General features: G+C 59.1%; 14 protein-coding genes and 1 riboswitch. All 14 genes read left to right on the forward strand.

Going from position 1 to position 24608, the window contains the following annotated elements; translation table 11 throughout:
• The first annotated feature begins 14 nt into the window (after window positions 1–14).
• Window positions 15–1826 (forward strand): vWA domain-containing protein, encoded by a 1812-nt coding sequence (locus K1558_RS16230; protein WP_238652658.1) that lies wholly within the window; start codon window positions 15–17, stop codon window positions 1824–1826.
• An 85-nt stretch (window positions 1827–1911) separates the two neighbouring features.
• Window positions 1912–5301 (forward strand): tubulin-like doman-containing protein, encoded by a 3390-nt coding sequence (locus K1558_RS16235; protein WP_238652659.1) that lies wholly within the window; start codon window positions 1912–1914, stop codon window positions 5299–5301.
• Window positions 5302–5305: 4 nt separating this feature from the next.
• A complete protein-coding gene (locus K1558_RS16240; RefSeq protein ID WP_238652660.1) occupies window positions 5306–7729 on the forward strand; it encodes a tubulin-like doman-containing protein in 2424 nt (807 codons plus the stop codon).
• A 592-nt stretch (window positions 7730–8321) separates the two neighbouring features.
• Entirely contained in the window at window positions 8322–9593 is a 1272-nt protein-coding gene (locus K1558_RS16245) for a vWA domain-containing protein (RefSeq protein ID WP_238652661.1), read from the forward strand.
• Window positions 9594–9628: 35 nt separating this feature from the next.
• Window positions 9629–10264 (forward strand): beta-mannanase, encoded by a 636-nt coding sequence (locus K1558_RS16250; RefSeq protein ID WP_238652662.1) that lies wholly within the window; start codon window positions 9629–9631, stop codon window positions 10262–10264.
• Window positions 10265–10370: 106 nt separating this feature from the next.
• Window positions 10371–11633: a hypothetical protein gene (locus tag K1558_RS16255; RefSeq protein ID WP_238652663.1), complete on the forward strand. Its 1263-nt coding sequence runs from the start codon at window positions 10371–10373 to the stop codon at window positions 11631–11633.
• Window positions 11630–14878: a GAP1-N2 domain-containing protein gene (locus K1558_RS16260; protein WP_238652664.1), complete on the forward strand. Its 3249-nt coding sequence runs from the start codon at window positions 11630–11632 to the stop codon at window positions 14876–14878. Before K1558_RS16255 ends, K1558_RS16260 begins: the two co-directional genes overlap by 4 nt.
• A gap of 528 nt (window positions 14879–15406) precedes the next feature.
• Complete coding sequence (locus K1558_RS16265; protein WP_238652665.1) at window positions 15407–15595, forward strand: hypothetical protein; 189 nt, start codon at window positions 15407–15409, stop codon at window positions 15593–15595.
• Between the two features lie 145 nt (window positions 15596–15740).
• Window positions 15741–15938: riboswitch (cobalamin riboswitch) on the forward strand.
• Between the two features lie 190 nt (window positions 15939–16128).
• The gene (locus K1558_RS16270) at window positions 16129–18282 is read left to right on the forward strand and encodes an S-layer homology domain-containing protein (RefSeq protein WP_238652666.1); all 2154 of its coding nucleotides are present in this window, start codon (window positions 16129–16131) and stop codon (window positions 18280–18282) included.
• 127 nt (window positions 18283–18409) lie between these two features.
• On the forward strand, window positions 18410–19189 hold the full coding sequence (locus K1558_RS16275) for a DUF4430 domain-containing protein (protein ID WP_238652667.1): 780 nt from the start codon (window positions 18410–18412) through the stop codon (window positions 19187–19189).
• A complete protein-coding gene (locus K1558_RS16280) occupies window positions 19186–20130 on the forward strand; it encodes an energy-coupling factor transporter transmembrane component T (RefSeq protein WP_238652668.1) in 945 nt (314 codons plus the stop codon). The genes K1558_RS16275 and K1558_RS16280 overlap by 4 nt, the downstream gene beginning before the upstream one ends.
• Entirely contained in the window at window positions 20046–21776 is a 1731-nt protein-coding gene (locus K1558_RS16285; RefSeq protein ID WP_238652669.1) for an ABC transporter ATP-binding protein, read from the forward strand. Before K1558_RS16280 ends, K1558_RS16285 begins: the two co-directional genes overlap by 85 nt.
• On the forward strand, window positions 21749–22435 hold the full coding sequence (locus K1558_RS16290) for an ECF transporter S component (protein ID WP_238652670.1): 687 nt from the start codon (window positions 21749–21751) through the stop codon (window positions 22433–22435). Before K1558_RS16285 ends, K1558_RS16290 begins: the two co-directional genes overlap by 28 nt.
• Window positions 22436–22587: 152 nt before the next feature.
• On the forward strand, window positions 22588–24297 hold the full coding sequence (locus tag K1558_RS16295) for a methyl-accepting chemotaxis protein (protein WP_238652671.1): 1710 nt from the start codon (window positions 22588–22590) through the stop codon (window positions 24295–24297).
• Window positions 24298–24608 lie beyond the last annotated feature (311 nt).

Raw genomic sequence — 24608 nt, forward strand, 5'->3', positions numbered from 1 at the left:
GAGGAGCCCTATTTATGCTTCGGACAGAACGTAATTTCAGAACAGCCAAGAATAGAATGCTGCGCTTATTGCCGATGCTGCTGCTGGCCCTGTGCCTCACGGTATCCCCGTTCGGTGCGGGAAGAGCCGGCGCTGCTTCCGCTGCGCCCTCACACATCGATGCTGTGCTGCTGATTGATGTCAGCAACTCCATGAACAAGAGCGACAAGAACAAGATTGCCAACGAAGCGATGAAGATGTTCATCGATATGCTGTCCACCCAAGGCGACAAGGTAGGCATAGTGGCCTATACGGACAAGGTAGAGCGCGAGAAGGCGCTGCTGAGCATCCAGTCCGCAGGCGACAAGAAGGACCTGAAGGACTTCATCGACGGGCTGAGCCGCGGCCCCTATACCGATCTCGCAATCGGCATGAAGGAAGCGGTGAAGGTGCTGGAGAACGGCAGTGATCCTTCCCATGAGCCGATGATCGTGATGCTGGCAGACGGCAATAATGACCTCAACGAAGCCAGCGGCCGCAAGCAGTCCGATTCCGATCAGGAATTGAAGGCGGCGGTGGAAGCGGCGAAGCAGAAAGGTTATCCCGTCTACACCATCGGGCTGAATGCCGACGGCAAGCTGAACAAGAACATTCTGGCCGGGCTGTCCAGCGAGACAGGCGGCAAAGCGTTCACGACCAATTCCGCCGATGATCTGCCGCAGATTCTGAGCGAGATTTTTGCCAGCCACTTGAAGCTGAAGGTGGTGCCGGTGCCGTCGATTACGGCGAACGGTGACTTTCAGGACGTAACGGTGAATGTGCCGAACAGCAGCGTGCTGGAAGCGAACATCTCCATCATGTCCTCGAAGCCGGTGACGGCGAAGCTGAGCGATCCTTCCGGCAAGGAAGTCGCCATTCCCTCGGATAAGGTGCTGCTGTCGAAGTCGTCCACCTACACTCTAATTAAGCTGCTCGCGCCGGAGCAGGGGGACTGGAAGCTCCAGGTCAAGGGCGTGCCGAAGGATAAAATCGACATTAATCTGGTGTTCAACTACGATCTGGAGCTGAAGCTGGATGCCCTGCCAGCCAAGTCTTACGGCAAAGGTGACAAGGTTGAGATCTCCTCCCATCTGTACAGCAACGGAGCGGAGGTAACGGAGGGCAGCCTGTATCAGGAGATGAAGGCGGTGCTGCTGGCGACCGATGCCGATACCGGCCAGGTGCAGGAGATTCCGCTGGACAATTCGGGTGCTGCGTTTAAGGGCACTTTTGAGATCCAAGACAGTCATGAATATAAGCTGAAGGTCCGGGCTGAGGAGAGCAGCTTCTACCGCGAGAGCGATGAGCTGACCATCAACGCCAAGACGGGAACGGTAGCGACCGCCCCGCCGTCGGCAGGTGAAGAACCGGCAGCGGATGAGAAGTCATCAGCCACTCTCTACTATATAATCGGCGGCGCTGTGCTGCTGCTGGCTGCAATTGCTGCATTCCTGCTGCTCCGGCGGAAGGCGAACCGCGGATTCGTCGGACAGATGGTGGTAGAGGTGCTGGACAACAACACCGGGGAGAAAACCTATCCGCAGTACAAGAAGCTCTCCGGCTTCCGCGGCAAATTCACACTTCACCAGCTGCTTCAGCTGGCTCCGGAGCTGAAGGAGAGCGAGAAGCTGGTCTTCACGCCGGGAACCAATGACCGCCTGCTGCTGCGCAGCGGCGAAGGCATCACTGTAGAGCGCTCAGGCCGGGCCGCCGATACGTCGCGGGGCCTGGAGATGAAGAGCGGTGACCGCGTATCGGTCTCCCTGCAGACGGTAGACAAGACAGTTCTATTGGAATATTTGATCTGACAACGGACTAGGTGTATGCTTCCGGGCGAGCCCAGTGCAGGGATTCGGAACGTGTATGCTATCACGAATATTTGGGGGAGAACCTATGAAACCGGTAGTAAGAGAACATATTCAGCAACTGGATGTATCGCTGGGCGGAGGGATCGTCAGCGACAAGATCAGAGTGGATACCATCGACAACCCGATACTGATTATCGGGCTGGGCGGCACGGGGATCGATGCCCTGCTGCGGCTCAAATACCAGATTAACCGCCGCTTCAAGCTGCCGGAGGACCCGTTGTCCAAGAAGAAGCGCGATAAGCCCGACAACGTGGAATTCCTGGCCTTCGAGACCAACGAACAGGACCGCGGCAAAAAATACAAAGGCATCGGCCTCGACCCGCAGAATGAATTCGTGCTGCTGGCCAATGCTGAGATCGGCGGACTGCTGCAGAACCGCAGCATCCTTGAACCGTACATTACCAGCTGGCTGTCGCCTGAGCTGAGCATCACCGACGGCATGAACGGAGCCGCCGGGGTGCGCCAGGCCGGACGTCTGCTGCTGTTCACGAAGATCAACCAGGTCGTAGCGGCGATTGATAAGAAGATCAAGACGCTGTCTGTCGGCACCAGCAAGAAGCTGATGGTCTTCCTGCTCACCGGACTGTCCGGCGGAACGGGCAGCGGAACCTTCCTCGATATCTCCTACATCGTGCGCGGTATTATTGAACGCGACTATGGCGCAGCGGGCATTGACCGCGTGAATACACTCGGCTATCTGTTCACCCCGGATGTGAATCTGGCGAACAAGAGCCTCAGCGAGCATACCCGTGAGTATATCCGCAAGAACGGCTATGCCGCGCTCAAAGAGCTGGATTATTGGATGAATGTCGACAGCCGGGGCGAGCGGTTCCGCCAGCAGTACGGTAATATTCTGAACGTCAACTCGCCGCTGCCGCCGTTCAATCTCTGCCATCTCATCTCCGCGACCAACACCGAAGGCAAGCTGCTGGAGAATGCCTATGATTACTGCATGAACGTGACGGCGGAGAATATTACGAACTTCATGGCCAGCGAGGAGAAGGCCTCCGGCGAGGAATTCGCCATCCATGACTATATCAGCAACATCCGCACCAACATCGCGCAGATGAACAAGACCTACCCTGCGAATTATGAATACAACATCATCGGGGCGTCCTCGGCCGTGCTGCCGATTGAAGAAATGACGACTTATCTGGCTTACCGGCTCTTCGACAAAATGGACAAGATGTTCCACCACGCCCCCGGGCAGGAGGATGTGGAGAAGATGGCGCGCAAGCTCGGCATCGATCTTGATACGATGATCAAGACGTTTGAGTCCCGTGTGCCGGAGCCGCTGCCGGGCTACCAGAACAGCGAGCGCCTCAGCCATGCTAACGTGGTCAAGAACCAGGTGGTCAGCATGGATACGGAGCTGGAGCAGAACTTCCTGGCCCGGGCCCGCGAGGAATATATCAAGGCGAAGAAGCAGCTTCCCGGCGAGATTACCAGACAATTCGGCGAGGAGCTGGAGCGTATCTTCCTGCATCCTGAGCAGGGGCCGTTCTATGTGTCGCGGCTGCTGTATACCGAGAAGGGCTTCTGCATCCTGAAGCTCATCCAGTCTTATATTGAAGCGCTGCGCGAGAGCCTTCTGCGCCTGCCGCGTGATATTGAGACCGCACAGGAGAGTGCAGAGGATAAGCTGGGCGATGCGCGGAGTGCTTTTGTCTCCAAGGAGAAGAAGAAGAATGCCTACATTGAGGCCAAAATCAACGAATACTGGCTGCACGCCGATGTCGAGCGCACCGAGCAGATGATCCAGTTCTACGAGGATCTGTACGAGCTGCTGAATGAAGAGAACAGCCGGATCTACGGTGTATTCACTGAGATTCTGACCGCGCTCAGCTCGATCTTCGAGAAGAACGGCGACATTCTGATCAATGGCGAGGAGCAGGCTGACCATAAAGGCAACAAAACCTACTACTGGAATATCGTCAACGTGCCGGATATCTCGGCGACCATCTCCAAAATCATGGACCAGAAGGACGGCGATGATCTCATCCGTGACTTCACGCGCGAGATGCTGAAGCATTCCGGACGCTGGGTCAAGGAGCAGGAGATTGATATCGTCCGCTCCATTTCCGAATTCCTCAGCGACAAGTTCGGGGATCTTATTACCCGTTCGATGGAGGACTTCCTGGTGATGAAATACGGGCGCGAGGAGCCGCTGGATAAGTTCGTGGAGCGGATTATTGCCGGACGTCTGGATGAGGATGCGGTGCCGATTTTCCATCTCAGCAACAGCTCGGGCAGTCTGCACTTCCCGTCATGGGGCTTTGTCTCTGTACCGGTGAAGGCGCCGGGCATTCTGAAGGGTATCCGCAATTATCAGAATAATGCGCTGGGCAAATCGCAGTTCACGATCAAGGAGAGCGAGGTTAAGAACCGGATTTTCTGGCTGAATACACGTAACGGGGTGCCGCTGTTTGTCTACACGCCGCTGAGGGTGTATGAGGAGAACTATGAGCGGACCATTCTCGATAAGGAAGGCATCGGCCGCCATCTGGTGATGACCGACAAGGACAACTGGACGTATCTGCCGTCGCCGATCCCGGAGAAGTCGTGGGGCGATACCTACATGAATTCGCGGGTCCGTGAGTACAATGCCAGAGTGCGGGCAGACTTCGCCCGGGCGCTTGCAGCGGGTGTCATTCTGGAAAAAGGTGCTGATGAGAATACGAGCAGCCGCTTCTCGGTGGTGTTCACGAAGCCGTTTGACCTTGATAAATTGCTGGGCGGTTATGATCTGCAGCTGGACGCGCCGCGCCCTAATCTGGGTGAAGTGCGCAAGGCGGCGGAGGAGCTCAAGGTGCTGATTAACAACGGTCTTGAACGCGAGGGCGTGAAGGACATCTTCGGCAGCATCAATCTGGAGCTGGCCCAGGAGAATCTGATCCGTTCCCCGCAGCTGATTGCCCGTGTCCGCGAGGAGCTGGCGAAATACGATGCGCTGGCAGCCAAGTCCAAGGAGCTGGAGGCGCTGGTGCACCAGCATCTGGATGAAGACAAGTGGCTGGACCAGTTCATTGAGGCGCTGTACACCGATACGATTACCAAAAAAGGCGCGCTCTACGTCTACGACCGCGACGAGGATGAGGATGCCTGGGAGCCGTTCGCGAATCTGATGAAGGAACGCAGCTATGTGGAGTATGCCGTCTACCGCCACTTCCGTGCGCTCGATGAGAAGAGCCGCAGTGTGCTGCTGCGCAAGGCCGCGCGCCGGGCCGGAGAGATGACGGCGGCTGAGGATGTAACTCCGCTGCTGTATAAGCTGGAAGGGATGTATGTCTCGTTCCTGGAGGCGCGAGACAGCCTGGAATATGAGCGGGTCGAGCATGCCAACGGGGATGAAATGTACGGCTTCTACAAGAGCCTGACCGGCAAGCTCGGCAGCATCCGCAGAAAGCTGAAGTAAGCCTATGATCAGAGACCAGGCAATTCACTATGCGGAGCAGTACGCCGCTGAGGAGGAAGCGCAGCATCACAAGGGGGATGGACGCAGCAGCATCCATTACCCCGCGCTGTTCCTGTTCCTGGGCGACAAGGTGACTCCGGCCATCGGCCCAGTGCTTGCGCGCTGTGAGCGGAAGTGGGACAATGCCGGCGGCGTCATGGCGCTGCATGCCGGCGCTCCCAGCGGCAGCGGCAGCATGCAGGAGAAGGAGGGGGTCACGGGGCGGATCGGCAGCGGAAACAGCAGCATCCATGAACGCGTGATGCACATGGCCCTGCCGGATACGGCGGGGCGTGATCCCCGTACCGTCCGGCAGGAGCTGTACCGCGAATTTCATGAGGACAGCTCCTACCTGGCCGGAATGAACCGGACCCTGCGCCACTTAAGCAACAGCATCGCGGATTACGGGCGGCTGTACTCGTCTTTTGATGTGATTCATCTGAGTATTGTTACGCGGGTTGATGATCCGCTGAATGTGCTGCTGCCGGAGGTCGTGCTGCTGGCCCGCGCCATTCTCAGCCAGTCGTTCAAGTCGGTGCAGACCGATCTGTATGCGCTGATCAACGAACGTGAGCAGGGGGATAACTTCGGGTATTCCAGCTCGGTCGGGCTGGCTTTTCTGCGTGAGCTGGACGGGATGCAGGGGGCAGATTATGCTTTGAACGCTCCGCTGCTGGTGACGGAGGAGGGGTTGTCCATCCCCGTGGCCCACGGGCCTGCTCCGCTGTTCGATCTGGTCTACCTGCTCTCAGACAAAAATGAGCGCGGGCTGATGTCTGTCCACGGTATGGACGACAATTATGAGATTATTGCCCACATCAGCCTGCTGAAGAACCGGGTCCGGCCTGACGCCGATCAGGCCTCCGGCCACGGCGGCTACAATAATATGACGTTCAAAAGCGGCATCCGGGGCAGCACGGGCAGACAAGGCTACGCCTCCGCCGGGTTCTCGGCGGTGCGCAGGCCGAACCGGCAGATCGCGCTGGCGGTGCTCTATCATGCCCTGCATTACCTGGCAGGCAGACTGCAGGCCGGGCAGCCGCGCAGCCTGAAGGAGCGGCAGGCGCTGTTCGGCCTGGGAGCCGATTCCCTGCGCGCCCGCGCGGAAGAGCTGCTCCCGGAGGCGTCCGGTCTCGCGGAGATGACCGGGCTGATGAGCCACGGACGCCCGTCCTACTCGCAGCTCCGGATGCTGTCGCTGCGCGAAGCCGAGGAGCTGCTGTTCGGGGACGGGGCGGACGCTTACTTCCGCAGTAACTTTGCGGAAGTGGCGGCCCGGCGGGCCGCAGGTTTTGACCCTGCCCGGGAGTGGGCAGGGATGCTTGCCGCCGGGGAGCAGGCGGCGGCTCCGGTGACCTTTTACCAGCTGGCCGAATGGACCAGCGGGAAGGCCGGGGATGGCGGCAGCGTCCTGGAGGCGCTGCGCCAGCATATGGGCGTGCTGCGCTCCGCGCTGCTCTCCGCCCGGGAGGAGCTGGAGCGGCTCTACGCGGAGAGCGTGGAGCGCCAGCCGTTCCAGCGGGTGCCGCTGCTGGATAAGCGGACGGTGCGCAACTTCATTCATTACATGTTCGAGGCCGTCTACGGCCGGAAATATGAGCTTCTGCTGCTGGAGAGCGAGCTTAAGCTCTGCCTCCGCTATGAAGCCGCGCTGGAGCAGCTCCATGCGGACAGCAAGGCCAAGGTGGCGAAGATGGAAGCGCTGGAGGAGGAGCTCCAGAGCGTGGCTCTGGTCAGCATCGGCCGCAGCAAGGAGACGGTGGACCAGAACATCATGGAGTATTACCGCACGGTGACGGATGAGGTCATGAAAGACATTGAGAACCGGCGCGGGGCGGGAATCTTCTTCAGCGAACGCTTCCTGGGCAGCCTCTCCGAGCTGCTGCTCCAAGGCAGCGAGGCGGTAGCCGAGCGGCTGATTGAGCTCTGCCGCCGGGAGGTGCTGACGGCCGCGCCATTCACGCTGCCGTTCGAGGAGGAGCTGCTGCGGCGGGCCAATGTCGCCGCCGCTTACGAGAACCGGGACATCGTCTCCAAGGAGGAGCTGTTCAAGCAGCTCTACCGGAGGCTGGAGGAAGAGGCGGCGATGAATGTCCGCCTGTTCGAATACACGCAGGAGCACCGCCACGAAGAGAAGTATTTCTTCGGCGACAGCTCCTCCGAATTCCTGCGCTACGCCTTCAGCGCTGATGAGACCACGCGCATCTACCGGCTGGGCTTCGTGCACGAGCAGCGCCGCAGCGGCGTAGAGAAGCTGAACCTGATGGGCGGCTTCCACCTCGAAGACCTGCTCTATTACCGCAACGGCAAGGTCTATTACGAGACCTACGCCGGCAACGGCTACCAGCTGCACGGTCTCGATGAGGAGCAGCTGCCGGAGATGAGATAAGTGGCGGGCTGTGCTGTGACAGACTGAGACTAGTTGTGACAGACTAATGTATCTGGCAAGGCCGCTATAGAACGCAGTATCAATAGTCTGCGCGAGCTCGGCGGCTGAGTGGATGCTGCTGGAAGTGGGATAGATGGTGGAATGAAGGGGATAAATCCCTCTGGTGCTGGCGGAAGCGGGAAGATTGGCGGAAAGAGAGGGATAAATCCCTCTGGTGCTGGCGGAAGCGGGCAGATTGGCGGAATGAAGGGGATAAATCCCTTTGGTGCTGGCGGAAACGGGCCGGATGGCGGAATGAGAGGGATAAATCCCTCTGGTGCTGGCGGAAGCGGGCTGACTGGCGGAATGAAGGGGCAGCAAGTTAGGAGCATTAGTGCACCTGATTTCATCATGAGCATGGGGCTGCCGGACTTCGGAGGATTCACTATAATACCCATGAATATCACCCATGCTCCCGGTCCCGGACCTGGGTGCAGCTCCACGCAAATAGAGTTTGTAGGACAATTCTCATTCATTCCGCTGCACGAATTGCAATAGAATGGAATGGGGAAGCATGTGATGATCAAGCTTTTCCCGGAAAGGATGAAGTGCAATGCAGCGAAAAATCAACCTGCTCCTGCTGCTGTTCAGCCTGCTGGGCGGCGGCGTAGCTTTTGTGCTCGGCGAGCTGCTGCTGGACCGCAGGCCGTATGATCTGCCCCAGATGGTGCTGGTCGGCATTTATTTCGCCATCGTGGCTTTATGTGTCGGAATCGGCGCGCTGGTGGCGGAGACGATCTCGCCCAAGCTGAACGGGCAGTCCTGGAAGCTGCGCTACCTCGGCACCTCGTGGAGAATGTTCCCGCTGATGGTCGTGCTGCTATTTGGCGTGGGTACGCTGACTGAATTTGTGTACGAGCTGAATTTTGGCGGGATCAAGCCGGTGAAGAATGTTGTCATGGTGATCGACGATTCCGGCAGCATGATGCAGAGCGATCCGTCGGACCGGCGCTACGAGGCGGCCAAGAATCTGGTCAGCCAGCTCAAAAAAGACAACAAGGTGGCCGTAGTCACCTTCAGCAATGAGGCTGCTGTAGTTCAGCCGCTGATCCCGCTCTCCAAGGCAGGGAACCGCGACAAGGTCATGGAGGTCATCACCAGCCTGAAGACCACCGAAGGCGGAACGAATATCAGCGGCGCACTGTCCGAGGCGATGAAGGTGATTGATGAAGACGGCGCGGACCGCGGGGCGATGGTGATTCTTTTGTCGGACGGGGTCAGCCAGTTCAATGCCGCTACGGAGCTGACAGACTATGTGCAGCGGGGCATAAAAGTGAATACGATCGGGCTTGCCCTCGATGATCCGTCCGGCGCTAATCTGCTCCAGGATATTGCAGGCCGGACCGGCGGGCAGTATTACGATGTGGCCGATGCCAACCGGCTGGGAGAGGTCTTCCAGCAGATCTATGACCGTCTGGGTGACCGGAGTCTGCTAACTGAACGCAGTGACGAGACCGCGGACAGTCCTTATTATGCGGTGGTGCGTATTCTCGCATTGACGCTGCTGGGGACGGCACTGGGTCTGGGGCTGGGTATTGTGTTTGATAACCGGCATCTGGCGCGCGGCTTCAGTATCGGAGGTGCAGTATCGGGCCTTGGCGCAGGACTTATTCTGGAATATGGACTAAACGGGGATACAGTCTGGGATCCGATGACCCGGCTGCTGGCGCTGCTCGTGCTTGCGGCGATTATCAGCTTGTTCACATACGTAGTGCCTGTAGGGGAAGGACGCCTGACGCGCAGGGGCAGAGCCTCCGGGGCTGCTGCATCCTCTGCGGATAGCTTCCGTTCGCCCCGCCGGAACCGCGGCAGTAAGGGGTTCTGAATGAGATGCCGGGATAAGGAAGGGGGCAGGTTGCCATGAAATACGCCGAGGTTGACGCCTCCACACCGGTGATTACTGGAATTGTATCCAGAGTGGAGGACCGGTTTTGCACCCTGCGGTGGCGCTGGCCGGAGGGCGTGCAGGCGGTATATATTCACAAAACCGCTGCGGAGACGCCGGAGGACGGGGACCTTCCCTCTTCCGGCATGAAGCTCTACACGCGGGAAGAGTACAAGGCCGCTAACGGATTCCGTGACCGGCTCGATGAGATCGGGATGGTGGCTTATACCATCTATGCGCGGCTTAGTGGAGACGGGGAGACGCTGCTGGTCCGTCAGCCGGATGGCAGCAACCGCGTGCTCGTCAGCGCAGGCAAAGCGCGGATCTACTATTCCATCCAGCACAAAAAAGGCCTGTTCAGCAAGCTGAAAACTGTGCAAATGACCATCACGGCTGAGGTGCCGGTACCGAAGGACGTGCTCTGCTACGTCAAAAAACGCGACAGCCATCCGTCCTCCAAAGAGGACGGCACACGCTACCCGTTCGTTCAGGACTTCGCCCCCGGGCGCAACCAGCTGCCGCCGATTGAGGTCGGGAAGGACGATTTTATCCGTATATTCCTGACAGACGGCCGCAAGTATGGGCTGTATTATGAGCTGGTCCCGGAGTGAGCGGGAGCGGAACCTGGACTGGCAGGGCTGTCATAGCCCGCAGATGTCCGTTTTGCAGGCTGTCCCTCAACGGGCGGCGCTGACCAAGCTTTTAGGAGGATGAGAGATGTCTTTTTTTAGCCGTTTCATGAAGAAGAATCAGCCGGCAGCGAGGCCGCTGTATTACGATATTGTCTGCCCGTATTGCTTCTCGCGCTTTGAGCCGGATGAGGTGGTGTTCCGGGCCATGCACAGCCGGGAGGATGACGAGAATTATGCGCTCGGCGAGGATGACCTGCTCAATAAGTATCGTGAACGCTTCGGCCTCGATACCGTGGACGATATGGAAGCGATTCTGAAGCCGGCGGATATCCCGGAGGAGTATCATCATTACACAGACCATGTGCTGACCGGCATCACCGACCGCTATGGTGTAATGACCCGCAGACGGCTCTGTCCCTCCTGCCACAACGAGCTTCCGGTAACAGCGGGCAAGGTGCCAAGCAATATTATCTCGATTATCGGTGCTTCCCAGGTGGGCAAATCCGTATACATGACCTCATTGATCCATACGCTTCAGCACACGACGGCAGGGCATTTCGATGCGGCCTGTATGCCGCTGAATGCCGAGATTAGCCGCAAGTTCCGCACGCTGTACGAGGAGCCGCTGTTCGAGCGGGGCGATCTCTTGGCATCGACGCAGAAGGAGCGGATGCAGGAGCCGTTTATTTTCCAATTCATCTTCAAGGATGAGTCCAAGCCTCCGCTGACGCTGGTATTCTTCGATGTCGCCGGTGAGGGTATGGTCGATCAGGATTATCTGGGGCTGCACGGCCAGCATATCAAGAACTCGGCAGGGATTCTGTTCATGGTCGATCCGCTGCAGATCCGTTCGGTCCGCGAGAAAATCCGCCTCAATCTCGGAGACAGTCCGGGCGAGTGGGTGTCGCAGTATGATGAGCCGCGTGATGTGGTGCTGACCATGTTCGGCGACTTCATCGCCTACCAGGAGAAGAGCAAGACCGAGATTCCAACCGCTGTCGTCCTGGCCAAAAGCGATATGCTCCACTCCCTCAAGGATGAGGATGGCGATTACATTAAGTCGAACAGCAATGTGTTCAACAACTACGTGCACCGCAAAACGCTCAATCTGGATGAATTCCACAACATCGACGGCGAAATCCGCCGCTTCATCGAGAAGGTGGACCGTCCGTTCAAGGATACGATGGATGTGTATTTTGAGAAGACCGCTTACTTCGCAGTGTCCGCGCTGGGCAGCAATCCGGTCAATCAGCGGATCGAGGGCGTGGTTAGTCCGATCCGGGTAGATGAGCCGTTCATCTGGCTGCTCTACAAGCTGAACTATATTGAGGGGAGCGACGGGCCGTGAACAGATTCTCAGGGTCCATGATCACCCAGCAGATGTATACCCGTGCGCGGCGCGGCGTGTACCGGGCGACAGAGGGATTCGATACGGTAGCGAAATCGGAGAGTCTCGACAACAATTTTGTCAAAAAAATTCTGCATCCCTTCTGCCTCTACGATGCCCCGGCTGAGCTTGCGGCACGAGGCGAGAAGGAGGAGGCGCTGTATCCTGCGGCGCTGCATCTGTTCCATACAGAGAGCAACGAGACCGTGATCGGGCAGAGCCGGTATGTGGCGGCGGATTTTACGGGACAGCGGAGCGCTTTTTTTGCCCATAATTTCGTGGTGCCGCCCATCCGCTCGGAGGAGATTGTCGAGAAGTATGGGGACTGGCTCCATGCCGGATTCGCGCATCAGTATGAAGGCGAGCCGGGCGGCACATTGCCTGAGCTGGAGTCCATCCCGGTGGAAGAACGTGAAGCGTCTGCAGAACCGATGACTGTGCTTCGCCGCCTGGGGTTCACAGAGGAGCTGTTCAAGGCGCTGGTGCAGGCAGTGATGCTGTCCGTAGGCGGCAAAAAGAAGCTCTACGTGGCCCTCGATGTGCCAGTCAGTGAGTTGTCGCAGCGTGCGGTTGAGCTGACGGAGGTCATCTACGCCTCGTTGCCGTATGACTTCCGCCGCAGGCTGGGAGTGATCACTTATGCGAAGGAGCCGCAGAGCCGGAAGTATATTCATCTGACTTTTGTAGAGAAGGGCTCGCTGCGTCCGGGAGACCGGAATATCGAGAAGGATTACCTCTTCGACATGGCGAATAAGCGGGTGCTGAATGCCGACTTTGGCGGATCGCAGCAGATGTATGCTGATCTCGTCTGGAAGACGCTGGGCCAGCCGGGCGGGAGTCTCCGGGATTTCGCCAGGTTTGCCGACTCCCTGCTGCTCGGGGAGAGCACGGAGCGCAAGCTGTCGCTGGCTGTCTATAATGAGCTGGCCGTCTTTTATGAGATTGAGCAGGGCAATGAAGAATTGTATACGGAGAATAAAAACGCTGTACTCGCCGGTCTGCTGTCCTATCTGAAGCCGGAGGGGAAGCTGGACTCGCGGGTGCGGCTGAATGATATGTTCCTGGAGCGGTTCGACCGCGAATATGACCTGATCCGCAAGCGGGGTGTTCCGTCGCCGGAGATTCTGGAGCAGTTCAAGGAGTATTTCGTTCTGCCGGGCCATCATTACCGGGTGAAGATCATCGATTACTTCATTAACGGGATGCTGAACTGCCAGTCCGGGGGCCGGGAGGATGTGCTGGCTGCGGCGTATGGCATTCTGGAGAGCGAGCCCGCCTTAAGTGAAGCCTTCTTCAAAAGAGTGCTGCCCCAGACCCTCTTCCGCCGCGCGTTGTTCGACCCGTATCTGGAGTCCCGGCTGGCAGCGGCAACGGGAACGGCGGATCTGCTGCGTATGGTGGCCCATTTCGGCCGCAGCCTGCCCGAGGTGCTGGAGCAGGGGACGGTGCGGGATACGCTGAAGGATTATCTGCTGGAGAAGCTGCGGCAGGAGCCTGATCCGGTAACAGCAGTTGCTGCTATTCATGATGCGGTCCAGGAGGCCGAGAAGCAGCGCCGCAGAGGCGGCGGCGTCCACCCGGATGCCTTGTCGCTGATGCAGGAGCTGGGCACCACGGCGGACCGCTTCCTGCTGAACCGTCTCTCGCTGGACGAGCTGTCGATGGAGCAGCTATTGGAGATTTCCTTCCTGCGTTACCGCGACGCCTCGGACTGGCAGCCGCCGCTGGATGCCATTGCGAAGCGCAAGGCGAATGCCCTGCGCGCTGCGTACCGTTGGTTCGGGGAGGAGGGGCCGGATGAGGAGATTTTTGCCGGGCTGAGCCCACGGGAGCTGGACGATGTGCAGCTGCTGGGAGCGCGCTGGCTGAGAGAATCCCGCAGCCTGGAGCCGTTCGACCGGCTGCCGCTGGCCTTCTATCACAGCAGTGAGCGTGAGGGCGGGCCGCTGGACTATGATTCGCTGCTGGACCTGGTGGTCCGCAAGGCCGGCAATGACAAGGAGCTGATCTACCGGTTCCTGGACTGGTCGCAGCATAGCTGGCTGTTCGCCAGCTCCGGCAAGAAGCTGTGGCCGAATTACAAGCGGGCGGTGCTGAGGTACTTCCTGAAGAGCGACCGCGAAGCCTTCAAGAACCGCGAATTCCGCAAAAATTACCTGGAGACAGCCAGCCCAGCCATGCAAAATGTCTACAATGAAGCCCGCGCCCAGCTGGCTTCGCCGCTGGCGCGGTGGGTCAGCCGCAGCCGATTTCAGATCCTGATCTCCGGCGGCGTCCTGGTTGTCCTCCTGATTACAGGCATGATCCTGATCAGTCAGCTTGGCGGACGCGGGGACACCGCTGCGCCGGCGGCCAGCCCCAGCCCGCTCCCGGGCGTAGCCGGAGAGGCGGCGCCGGTGTCGGTGCGGCTGATCAGCGGGGTTGTAGGTGCTGACGGTGCAGGTGCTGATGGCGGTTCTGCCGGTGTTGACAATGGTGATGCAGACAAGGGCGGCAGCGCAGGTGAAGGTAATGGCGACGCTGGCAAAGGCAGTGATGCAGGCCAGGGCAGCAACGGTGCTGGTGACAGCGGCGGCGGTACAGGCCAAGGCGGCAACGCTGGAAATAGCGGCGGCAGTGATGCTGGCGAAGGCAAGGGCAGCGGCGCTGGTGAGGGTAACAGCAGTGGAGGCCAGGGCAGCAGCGGTGCTGGTGAGGGCAGCGGCAGTGAAGGCAAGGGCAGCAGCGTCAAGCTGTTGTACAGCTTTGCCGCTGCGGCGGATTGCTCCGCCTTCAAGCCGGCGGAGATCGCTGTGGTGTCCGGCGACGGCGAGACGGACACGTACAAGGTCCAGGCAATGGTGAGCCGTTGCCTGGTTGAGCCGGGCGCCGGAGGGGATGACGGCGCGGGTAGTGATGCAGACGCCGGAGGAGCTGACGGCGCTGATGGTAAGGCCGGCGCCGGAGCAGACGGCGGCGTGAACGGCGAGGCCGCCGCGTCTCCGGCAGCGGCGGGAGCCGCAGGCGCAACCGCACCGGCACGTCCGTACGAAGTGACGGTGGAGCTTGCGCCTGGTGCGAAGCTGGCGGCGGGCGATATGATCACCGCCGGCGGCTATTCGCTGAAGCTGGAGGCTGATCCGGGCCCCGCCCCGGAAGCCACAGCTACAGCGGCCCCCAGCGCGGAGCCGTCCGCTCCGGCAAGTCCGGAGGCGGACGGGGAGTGAAGCCCGGGCGGTAAGCCGGGCTTCAGATTAGGACAGGTTATGTATAAGGGCAGATGGCTAGGCAGAGCGCCTATAGCATCTGCCCTTTTTGGCATGGGAAGTTAAAAGTAACTATGTGATTGTGCGATGTGCTGGGGCGGAAATGCGCGGAGCGAATGTAGTTGGAAAACCGATTACAATTGGCTGGCGCGGAGGGCGTGATCCGAATGTAATCGGAAAACCGATCACAATTGGCTGGCGCGGGGTGTACGGACGGAATGTAATCGAAAAACCGATTACAATGTGCTGGCGCGGGGGGCGTGGTCCGAATGTAGTCGGAAAACCGATTACAATGGCCATGCGTGCGGCAAAAAGTGTGAGGAGCTACGAAGGTCAGTTACAGGAAAGAAGAATCTAATGTACTTTGTACACTAGATTTAGGAATAATCGGCTCTGTAACATGTTCTGTTGTACTTTATACATCAGATTTTCTTCATTTGGCCCGTTTGAGGGGAGAACGCCATAATCAATTGCACGAAATACAGCAGAATGTGCTATCGGCAGCTTTTACAGTCATTCTGTTGTACAGAATACAATCAGCAGGTTATCCTTGAGCCGGTGGCGGTGGCGGTGGCGGTGGCGGTGGCGGTGGCGGTGGCGGTGGCGGTGGCGGTGGCGGTGGCGGTGGCGGTGGCGATGGCGGTGGCGGTGGCGGATGCACAGGCGTATGCGGCATAGGAAATGTCCTGCCTGACCTGTGAGGATTGTCCGCGATTGATGCAGCTTGTCTATAGACATACACGGGAATAGTAGATATGATGGTCTGAGAATATTAAAATTTAAGAGCTTTTGGGAACAGGTGCAGATTGCCAGGGAACGGTCTGCTGTCTTGCGAGGGACGGCTGTGCCGCCATTCCGTGTGCCGTCTGCTTAAAAGGGAAGTCCGGTGTAATTCCGGCGCGGTCCCGCCACTGTAAATGCGAGCGACTCCCGGGAAGCCACTGTCTGCGCGATGCGGATGGGAAGGCGGGGGAAGTGATGAAGCATGAGCCAGGATATCTGCCTGTTTCGCCTGTGTTTCGATTCTTCGGGGGTAAGAATGCAGAAGCAGATACCGAACCTAGCGAAGGCTGCATATGAGAGAGTAGCTCATTTCAGTCGCATGTATGGTACTCTTCCCCGGCCGCCCTGCACAGGGCGGTCTTTACGTTGCCGCCGCATCTGCGGAGGAAGCGGGATTCATCCATTCTATTTCAGGAAAGAGGTTAGCTATGAAGAACAATCACCCATCCTCAAGATTCATGCGGCTGTTACTTACCGCCGTTATGCTGTTCACAATGCTGGGGGCCGCTGTGGCTCCGGCTGGACAAGCTTCAGCTCAGACGGACACAGCAGCACCGGCAGGGGCATCTGCACAGTCCGCCGGACTGGCAGCCAGCGTAACCAGCGCCGTGTATGCTACAGCGGAGCTTGTGCTCAAGAACGGAGTCCAGTCGGACTGGCAGGCGATCGGGCTGGCGCAAGCAGGCTATAAGGTGCCGGCAAGCTATTTGAAGGCGCTTGAGGATAAGGTAGCTGCGGCGAAGGGTGTTTTTGGCAGAGCTACGGACTATGCGCGGATTACGCTTGCTGTGAAGGCGCTGGGCGGCGACCCGGCGAATGTGGCCGGCTACAATCTGATTGAGAAGCTCTACAATAACGATGCCATTACTGGCCAGACGCTGAACAACGCCGTATATGCGCTGCTTGCGTTGGATTCAGGCAGCTACAGCATCCCGGCCACGGCGAAGTGGACACCGGCCAAGCTGCTGGCGGAGATTCTGGCGAAGCAGAACACGGACGGCGGCTTCACCCTGATTACAGGTGCGAGCGATCCCGATATGACGGCGATGGTGCTGACAGCACTGGCCGCGCATAAGAATGAGCCGGCTGTGAATACGGCCGGACAACGGGCAGCGGCATGGCTGGCGAAGGCTCAGGATAAGAACGGCGGCTACGGCGACAGCAGCGAGAGTGTTGCGCAGGCCATTATCGGCCTATCGTCCTTCGGGATTGATCCGGCCGGGGCAGAGTACACCAAGGGCCAGTTCAACCTGGTCAGCAAGCTGCTGAGCTTCAGCGCAGCAGGCGGCGGGTTCGCCCACACCGCAGGCGGCAGCTACAATCCGCTGTCTACGGAGCAGGCACTGGAGGCACTTGCCGCTTATCAGCTGTTTGGTGCTGGCGGCAAGCTTTTTGACCTGGGCAGTGCGGCTGTTAAGAATCCTCAGGTTAACGTATCGGTAACAATAGAAGGTCCTAATTCAACTCTGGCCGAGGGCAGCGTATACGCCGGTAATGTGCTGAAGGCGCTGGAGAAGACGGCTGCGGCCAAGGGTGTGTCCCTGGTTAATGAGGCAGGCAATTACGTGACCGGCATCGGCGGCGTGAACGCGGGAACCTATGGCGGTTATGACGGCTGGATGTATGTAGTGTCGCGCGGCGGAGAATGGATGTATCCGAGTGTTGGCATGGGCGATTTTGCGTTGGAGGAGAATGACCGGGTTGTGGTCTATTATGGCGGGGATAACACGCAGGTGGTAGACGCTGTAGTTCTAACTCCTGCACAGCCGCAGCCGGGACAAGAGCTCTCCATCAAAATCACCCAAAAAACCTGGGTATGGAATCAAGCCACCTCCACCTCCGATCCGGTCAGCTCACCGGCAGCAGGAGTGCAGGTAGCCATCGGCGGCAAGTCAGTGTCCACCAATGATGCGGGTGTAGCAGTCATTGCCGGAGGCTTGCCTGCGAATAAATATACACTTACGATTACGGGCTATCTGAAGGACAAGACCCCTGCAATCGTGCGCCACACCCTGCCGGTGACGGTAGCTTCTGCAGCAACTGACCGCCCTAAGTTCAGCGATGCGAAGTCGATCTCGCCATGGGCGCTGGAGTCGGTATACACAGCGTATGACCGTAAGCTGATGAATGGTGTGAGCGGACAAGAGCTGGTGTTTGCACCGAAGCAGAACATTACCCGGGCGGAGCTGGCAGCGCTGCTGCTGAGACTGACCGGACAAGAGCCGGCTGCGAATACTTCTGCTCAAGCTTTCAGTGATGTGAAGCCGGATGCATGGTATTATGGAACAGTGAACAAAGCCAAGGAACTGGGCATCATCAGCGGAGTGAACGGCAAGACCTTCAAGCCGGACGGGCTGGTGACACGCCAGGATATGGCGGTAATGCTCGTTAGAGCCTTCAAGCTGGATGCTGCTGTAGGTGCGGGCAAGTTCTCCGATGAAGATAAGATCAGTGACTATGCCTTGTCTGCGGTCCGCATGGTAACCGGTCTCGGATACATGAGCGGAACCGGCGGTGCGTTTGATCCTGCGGGTACAGTAACCCGTGAGATGGCTGCTGCTGTAGCGGTGAGATTGCCGTAGTTATGTCATAGCTGGTCAGCCGGACGGCTGGTATAGCTTGTCAAAAGATAGCATAGATTGTACGGAGGAACGGGGAACAGGCGGACTGCCCCCGTTCTTTTCCCTTTTTGTGGAGGTGTAGAGGACCATGTTCAGACGAATCCAATCCCTGCTGCGCAGGCCAGCCGCTCCGCTGCTGCTGGCCCTGCTGCTCGCCGGCTGCGCTGCGCCGCAGCCGGAGCAGGCCGGCGGCGGCACCGCCCCGCCCGCCGCCGGGACGCCGGCCGCGCAGACGCCGCGGCCGGAAGGCACTGCCATACCCTCCGCTGCGGCGGACGGTATGGCAGCTCCCGCGCGCAGCAGCAAGCCCGCTGCTGCAACGCCCCCGGCAGCGGCGAAGCCATCGGCCGCGCCGGCCACACCTGCGCGCAGCAGCAAGCCCGCTGCTGCTGCAACGCCTCCGGCGGCGGCGAAGCCATCGGCCGCGCCGGCCACACCCGCGCGCAGCAGCAAGCCCGCTGCTGCAACGCCTCCGGCGGCGGCGAAGCCATCGGCCGCGCCGGCCGCACCCGCGCGCCAGACAGAGAACGTCACGCTCTCCATCATCGGTGACAAGGAGCATGGGGTGATTCTCGCGGCTGCGGAGTATGAGATCAAAAAGAACGAGAGTGCGCTGGAGCTGCTGAAGCGGATTACACGGGAGCAGAAGATCCAGATGGAATATCAGGGCAGCGGGACCTTTGCCTATGTGGAGGGAATCGATAACCTGTATGAATCCGATCACGGCCCCGAGAGCGGCTGGATGTACAAGGTGAACGGAGAATTTCCGAACAAAGCGGCAGGCAGCTGGACTCTTCAGCCCGGAGACACGGTGGAATGGCTGTATACGCTGGATCTTGGCAAGGACCTGGGAGCCAAAGCGCCATGAACAGCGGCTTCCGGTCCATGCACCCGGTAGTGGCCCTGCTGTATTATGCAGGGCTGCTGCTGTTCGCGCTGCTGATCTTTCACCCGCTGTTCCTGGTGACTGAGATAGCCGGACTGCTGGTGCTCCTGCTGCTGCAAGGCCAGGGGAGGCTGCTCCTGCGCAGTCTGCCGTTCATACTGCTGATGGCCGCTTCCGTGGCGCTGCTTAACCCGCTGTTCTCGCACAGGGGAGCACATATCCTGTTCTACTGGCTGGACCAGCCGATTACCTTAGAGGCTGTGTTGTATGGACTGATGATGATGACCGTGCTGCTGACGGTCTTCCTCTGGTTCATCTCCTACCAATATATGGTAACCACAGATAAGTTCATGTATCTCTTCGCATCGGCCGCGCCCAGAACGGCCCTGCTGACGCTGATGACCCTCCGGTTCGTTCCCTTGTTCCGGCGGCGGCTGCAGCAGATTACCCTGATTCAGCGTCTGCGCGGAGTAGACACCCGGACAGGAAGCCTCAGGAAGCGGATGAGGGATGGAATGACCCTGCTGAAGATTCTGCTCACCTGGTCGCTGGAAGAAGCGCTACAGACAGGAGACTCGATGACCGCCCGTGGCTATGGAATTGCCAGGCGGAGCAACTATAGTATATATAAAGCAGACTTCCAGGATAAGCTGGTCCTGGTGCTGCTGGCGGCCAGCGGCGCTGTTACACTGCTCTTCTGGCTCCAGGGGGCGGGCCGTCTGGAAATCTACCCGCGCATGAGACCCATGGAGTTCGGCTGGACAGAGGCTGTGATGTACGGCAGCTTCTGCCTGTTCGTACTGCTGCCTGCGGCACTGGAAGGAAAGGAGAAATGGTTATGGAGATCCTCAGAGCGGAGAACTTATCCTTCCGCTATCCGGAAGCAGACCGGGACTCGCTTCATGAGCTCTCGTTCACAATAGAAGAGGGCGAATTCGTAGTGCTGTGCGGCCCTTCCGGCAGCGGCAAAACCACTCTGCTCCGCCATCTGAAGCGTGAGCTGGCTCCGGTAGGTGCGCTCAGCGGAAGCTTGACCTACAGGGGCCAGCCGCTCGGTGAGCTTCCGGCCGCTGTGGCGGCCGGGGAGATCGGTATGGTCTTCCAGCATCCGGACGCGCAGATTGTGATGGATACCGTCTGGCATGAGCTGGCCTTCTCGATGGAGAACCTGGGGATGCCGCCTGCGGTGATGCGGACCCGGCTGGCCGAGATCTGCGGCTGGTTCGGGCTGGAGCCGCTGCTGTACCAGCCGGTGCATGAGCTGTCCGGCGGACAGAAGCAGCTCCTGAATCTGGCCTCGGTGCTGCTGCTTCAGCCCCGGGTGCTGCTCCTGGACGAGCCGACCTCGCAGCTTGATCCGGTGGCAGCACGGGAATTCATTACGGCGCTCCAGCGGCTGAACGAGGAGATGTCGGTCACGGTAATGATCAGCGAGCACCGGCTGGAGGAGGTGCTGCCGCTGGCGGACCGGGTGCTGATGCTGGAGGGCGGCGTGCTTCAGGCCGATGCCGATCCCCGCACCTTTGCCGGGTCAGCTGGCGGAGAATTTGCTGCGGTACAGGATTACCTTCCGGCAGCGGCGCGTCTATATCTGTCGCTGGCACCCGAAGCGGCGTCTGCCGCATCCGGGACGATCCCGCTGACCGTACGCGAGGGCAGACGCTGGCTGCATTCACTGGCGGAGGGGACAGACGCTGCCGTCTCCGGCGATGAGACCGGGCTTCTGTTCGCAGAGCGGGCCGCTCCCCATGTACGCCGCCAATCCCGCCAGGAATCGGCCCCAGCCTCTGCTGCTGCCGCTCCTGCCAGCGCCCTGCTCACCTGCCGCGAGCTCACCTTCCGCTATGCGAAGGAGGAGCGGGAGGTGCTGAAGAAGCTCTCGCTGACGCTTCAGCAGGGCGAGTTCCTGGCGGTCATGGGCGGCAATGGCGCAGGCAAGTCGACACTGCTGCATGTGCTCAGCGGGCTGCTGAAGCCGCAGCGCGGCAAGGTGGAGCTGGCCAAGGGCATGAAGACAGCCCTGCTGGCCCAGAATCCGCTGCTCTATTTCAGCCACGATACAGTGGCTGAGGAATTGCAGCATATGGCCGGCTATGCCGGGCTGACGCCCGGAGAAGCAGAACGCGAGATTGGGGCGCTGCTGGATGTATTCCGGCTCCGGGAGGTGCTGGATAGCCATCCGCATGACTTAAGCGGGGGACAGCAGCAGCAGGCGGCCCTGGCCATGATGATGCTGCTGAAGCCGGATATTCTGCTGCTGGATGAGCCGACCAAAGGCCTTGATCCGGCAGCCAAGGACAGGCTGGCTGCACTGCTTCAGGAGCTTCGGCGGCAAGGGGCAAGCATTCTGCTCGTTACGCATGATGTGGAGTTTGCCGCCAGACATGTGACCCGCTGCGCCCTGCTGTTTGACGGGGGCATTACGGCGGAAGGAGCGCCCGAAGGATTCTTCAGCAGCAACTATTTCTATACTACGGCCGTGAACCGGATGGTGCGGGACCGGCTGCCGCAGGCATTGACGACAGAGGATGTGATGAAGGCATGGCCCGCTTCCGCTTACCGCTCCTGACCGCTCTGGGCTTATGCATAGTGGCTCTGGCGCTTGCTTCAGCTTATATGGAGCGCCATTATGTGCTGCTGAGCGGGGTGCTGCTGCTGGCCGCACTGCTGCCGCTGCTGATCCGTCTGGAGCGCCGGCCGCTCCAGTCCCGGGAGCTGGTGCTGCTCGCCGTTTTGTCAGCCGTCGCTGCCGTCAGCCGGATTCCGTTCGCTGCGCTGCCGGGGGTGAAGCCTGTCTCGGCAGTGGTGATTCTCTCCGCATATGTCTTCGGTGCAGAGGCGGGCTTCGTCATCGGCGCGGTAGCCGCACTGGTCTCCAATATCTACTTCGGACAGGGCCCGTGGACACCGTGGCAGATGTTCGCCTGGGGCATGACCGGACTTACTGCCGGCTGGCTGCGGAACAGCTGGTGGCTGCAGAGGCGGACCGGACTGCTGGCCTTCGGCTTCATTTGGGGCTTTCTGTTTGGCTGGATTATGAATATCTGGGTTCTGCTCAGTCTGCCGGATGCCCTCAGCTGGAAGCTGGTTGCCGTTACGTTTGCGGCGAGCTTCTATTTCGACCTGGCCCATGCCTTATCCAATGTGTTCTTCCTGGCTGTTCTAGCCGGGGGATGGACCAAGGTGCTGCAGCGGTTCCGCAAGAAATATGGGCTCCTTCAGGAATAATCGGCGTGCAGCTGCCGGCTTGAGTACCTGGCGTAAGGGCGCAGATACGGTGGTTCCCCTTTTTTCGACAAAATTTGCAATCGGCCATCAACAATCTGAGCTCATTCTCCGATAACTAAGTTAGCATGATACCAAGAAGGCGGGATTACAGAATGAGACATCTGAAGATCAAGCATAAGATGATTGTATTGATAACGGTAATGATTGTCCTGCTGATTGGCATCGGGGCCACCGGCATGCTGACCACCACCCGGATGGCGGAGCGGTCCGAGGAGACCTATCAGCAGAATCTGCAGCCCATATATTACATTACCGAGATTCGCGGGAATAACCGGGCGATTGAGTCGTTTCTGCTGGAGGCGCTGATTAACCCGAATGCGGCGAAGCGCCTGGAGCTCAAGACAGAGATTCAGAAGAATATCAAGACGAATAACGAACTGATGGCCGGGCTGAAGACGATTGATTTCAACAATGAGAAGATTGCCAATTACGTGAACGAGTATGTATTGCTGCTCCCCGATTACCGCTCCCAGCGCGATAATATTATTCATCTGGCGGACAACAATCTGCGGGAGGAAGGGTATCAGGTGTTTACCGGCCCGGCCTTTAATGAGCTGCGCGGCAAAATGGTCCGCCTGCTCGAAGACACCGCAGCGCTCTTCACCGAGGAAGCGGCAGCCCATAACACCCAGACGGCGAAGAGTGCCAGAAGCTCTGTTGCATTAAGCGGCTTGCTGATTGCGGTGGCTCTGGTTCTAAGTGTGGTCCTCGGTACGCTGATCACAAGGCTGATTACGAAGCCGCTTAAGGAATTGCAGGGGCTGATGAAGCGGGCGGAAGCAGGGGATCTGACGGCCGCTGCCGCTTACCGGTCCAGGGATGAGATCGGAGAGATTAATACCTCGTTCAACACGATGCTGGACGGGCTCAAACATATGATGCGCGGGGTATCAGAGAGTGCGGAGATTCTGTCGGCCTCCTCCCAGCAGATGAGTGCGAGCGCCGATCAGACGGCCCATGCCTCGCAGATGATCGCCGAGACCTCCGGCGAGATTGCTGCCGGCTTCGAGGTTCAGGCAGAGAGCATTGCGCTCACGGCCCAGTCAGTCCGGACGATGAGCTATGATATTGCCGAAGCCCGGCACAGCAGCAATGAGATGAGCAGCCTGATGGAACAGGCGGCCTTATCTGCGGACCGCGGCGTGGAAGCGGTGGAGCAGATCCTGGCACAGATGCGGGAGATTGACTCGAGCGTCTCGGCAGGTCGGGGGATCGTCGGCAATCTGGGCGGCCTGTCTGAGGAGATCAACACGATCATCACGACCATTAATGAAATTGCCACACAGACCAATCTGCTGTCGCTGAATGCGTCCATTGAAGCAGCCCGGGCGGGGGAGCACGGACGCGGCTTCGCCGTGGTTGCCGGTGAGATCCGCCAGCTGGCCGAGGCTACCGGCAGGAGCTCGCTGCAGATCACGGAGATCATTAACCACATCCGGCAGCAGACGAACAGCGCCGTGGAGGCCATGGAGCAGGGCTCCGGTATCGTCTCCGATGGTGTAGCGCAGAGCGAGGTGGTGTCGGCGGCCTTTACGGCAATTCAGTCCTCCATACAGGCCGCCAGCGAGCAGACCGAGCAGATCTCGGTGGTGATCGCTCATGTCGCGCAGGAGTCGGAGGGCGTCGCCAAGTCGATGACCCAGGTGAATGAAATATCGCGCAAGGGGGCCGAAGACGTTCAGGGCACCAGTGAAGCAAGCAGAGAGCAGCTCACCGCGATGGGCGAGATGTCCTCCTCTGCCCAATACCTGGCCACCCTGGCCGAGGATCTGCAGAAGCATCTGGCCCGGTTCCGGTTATAACAAGCATCGGCAAGCCAGATCAGGCCCGGGAGCCGCATTTGCCCGGCTTAACTTCGGTTATGCCGGCTTTTTGCCGTTATGAGGGATAGGCCCGCAGTGAGAACGGAAGAAACCGCGAAATTAGGATGCGTTTATCTAATGATTTGCCGGCGGAGGAGTACAGGGGAACAATAAGCCAGTAATAGCAGTAGTGCGGCGTCAATAAGATACGGTGAGTTACCGCAACTAATACCACCCGCTCAGCGTCTATAATGTTGCCTGAGGGCAAAATAGAGTATTTAGTATTGCGGGAATTGGTCCTGAAGCAACAG

Source organism: Paenibacillus piscarius (assembly GCF_022234545.1).
Classification (GTDB): domain Bacteria; phylum Bacillota; class Bacilli; order Paenibacillales; family Paenibacillaceae; genus Paenibacillus_AQ; species Paenibacillus_AQ piscarius.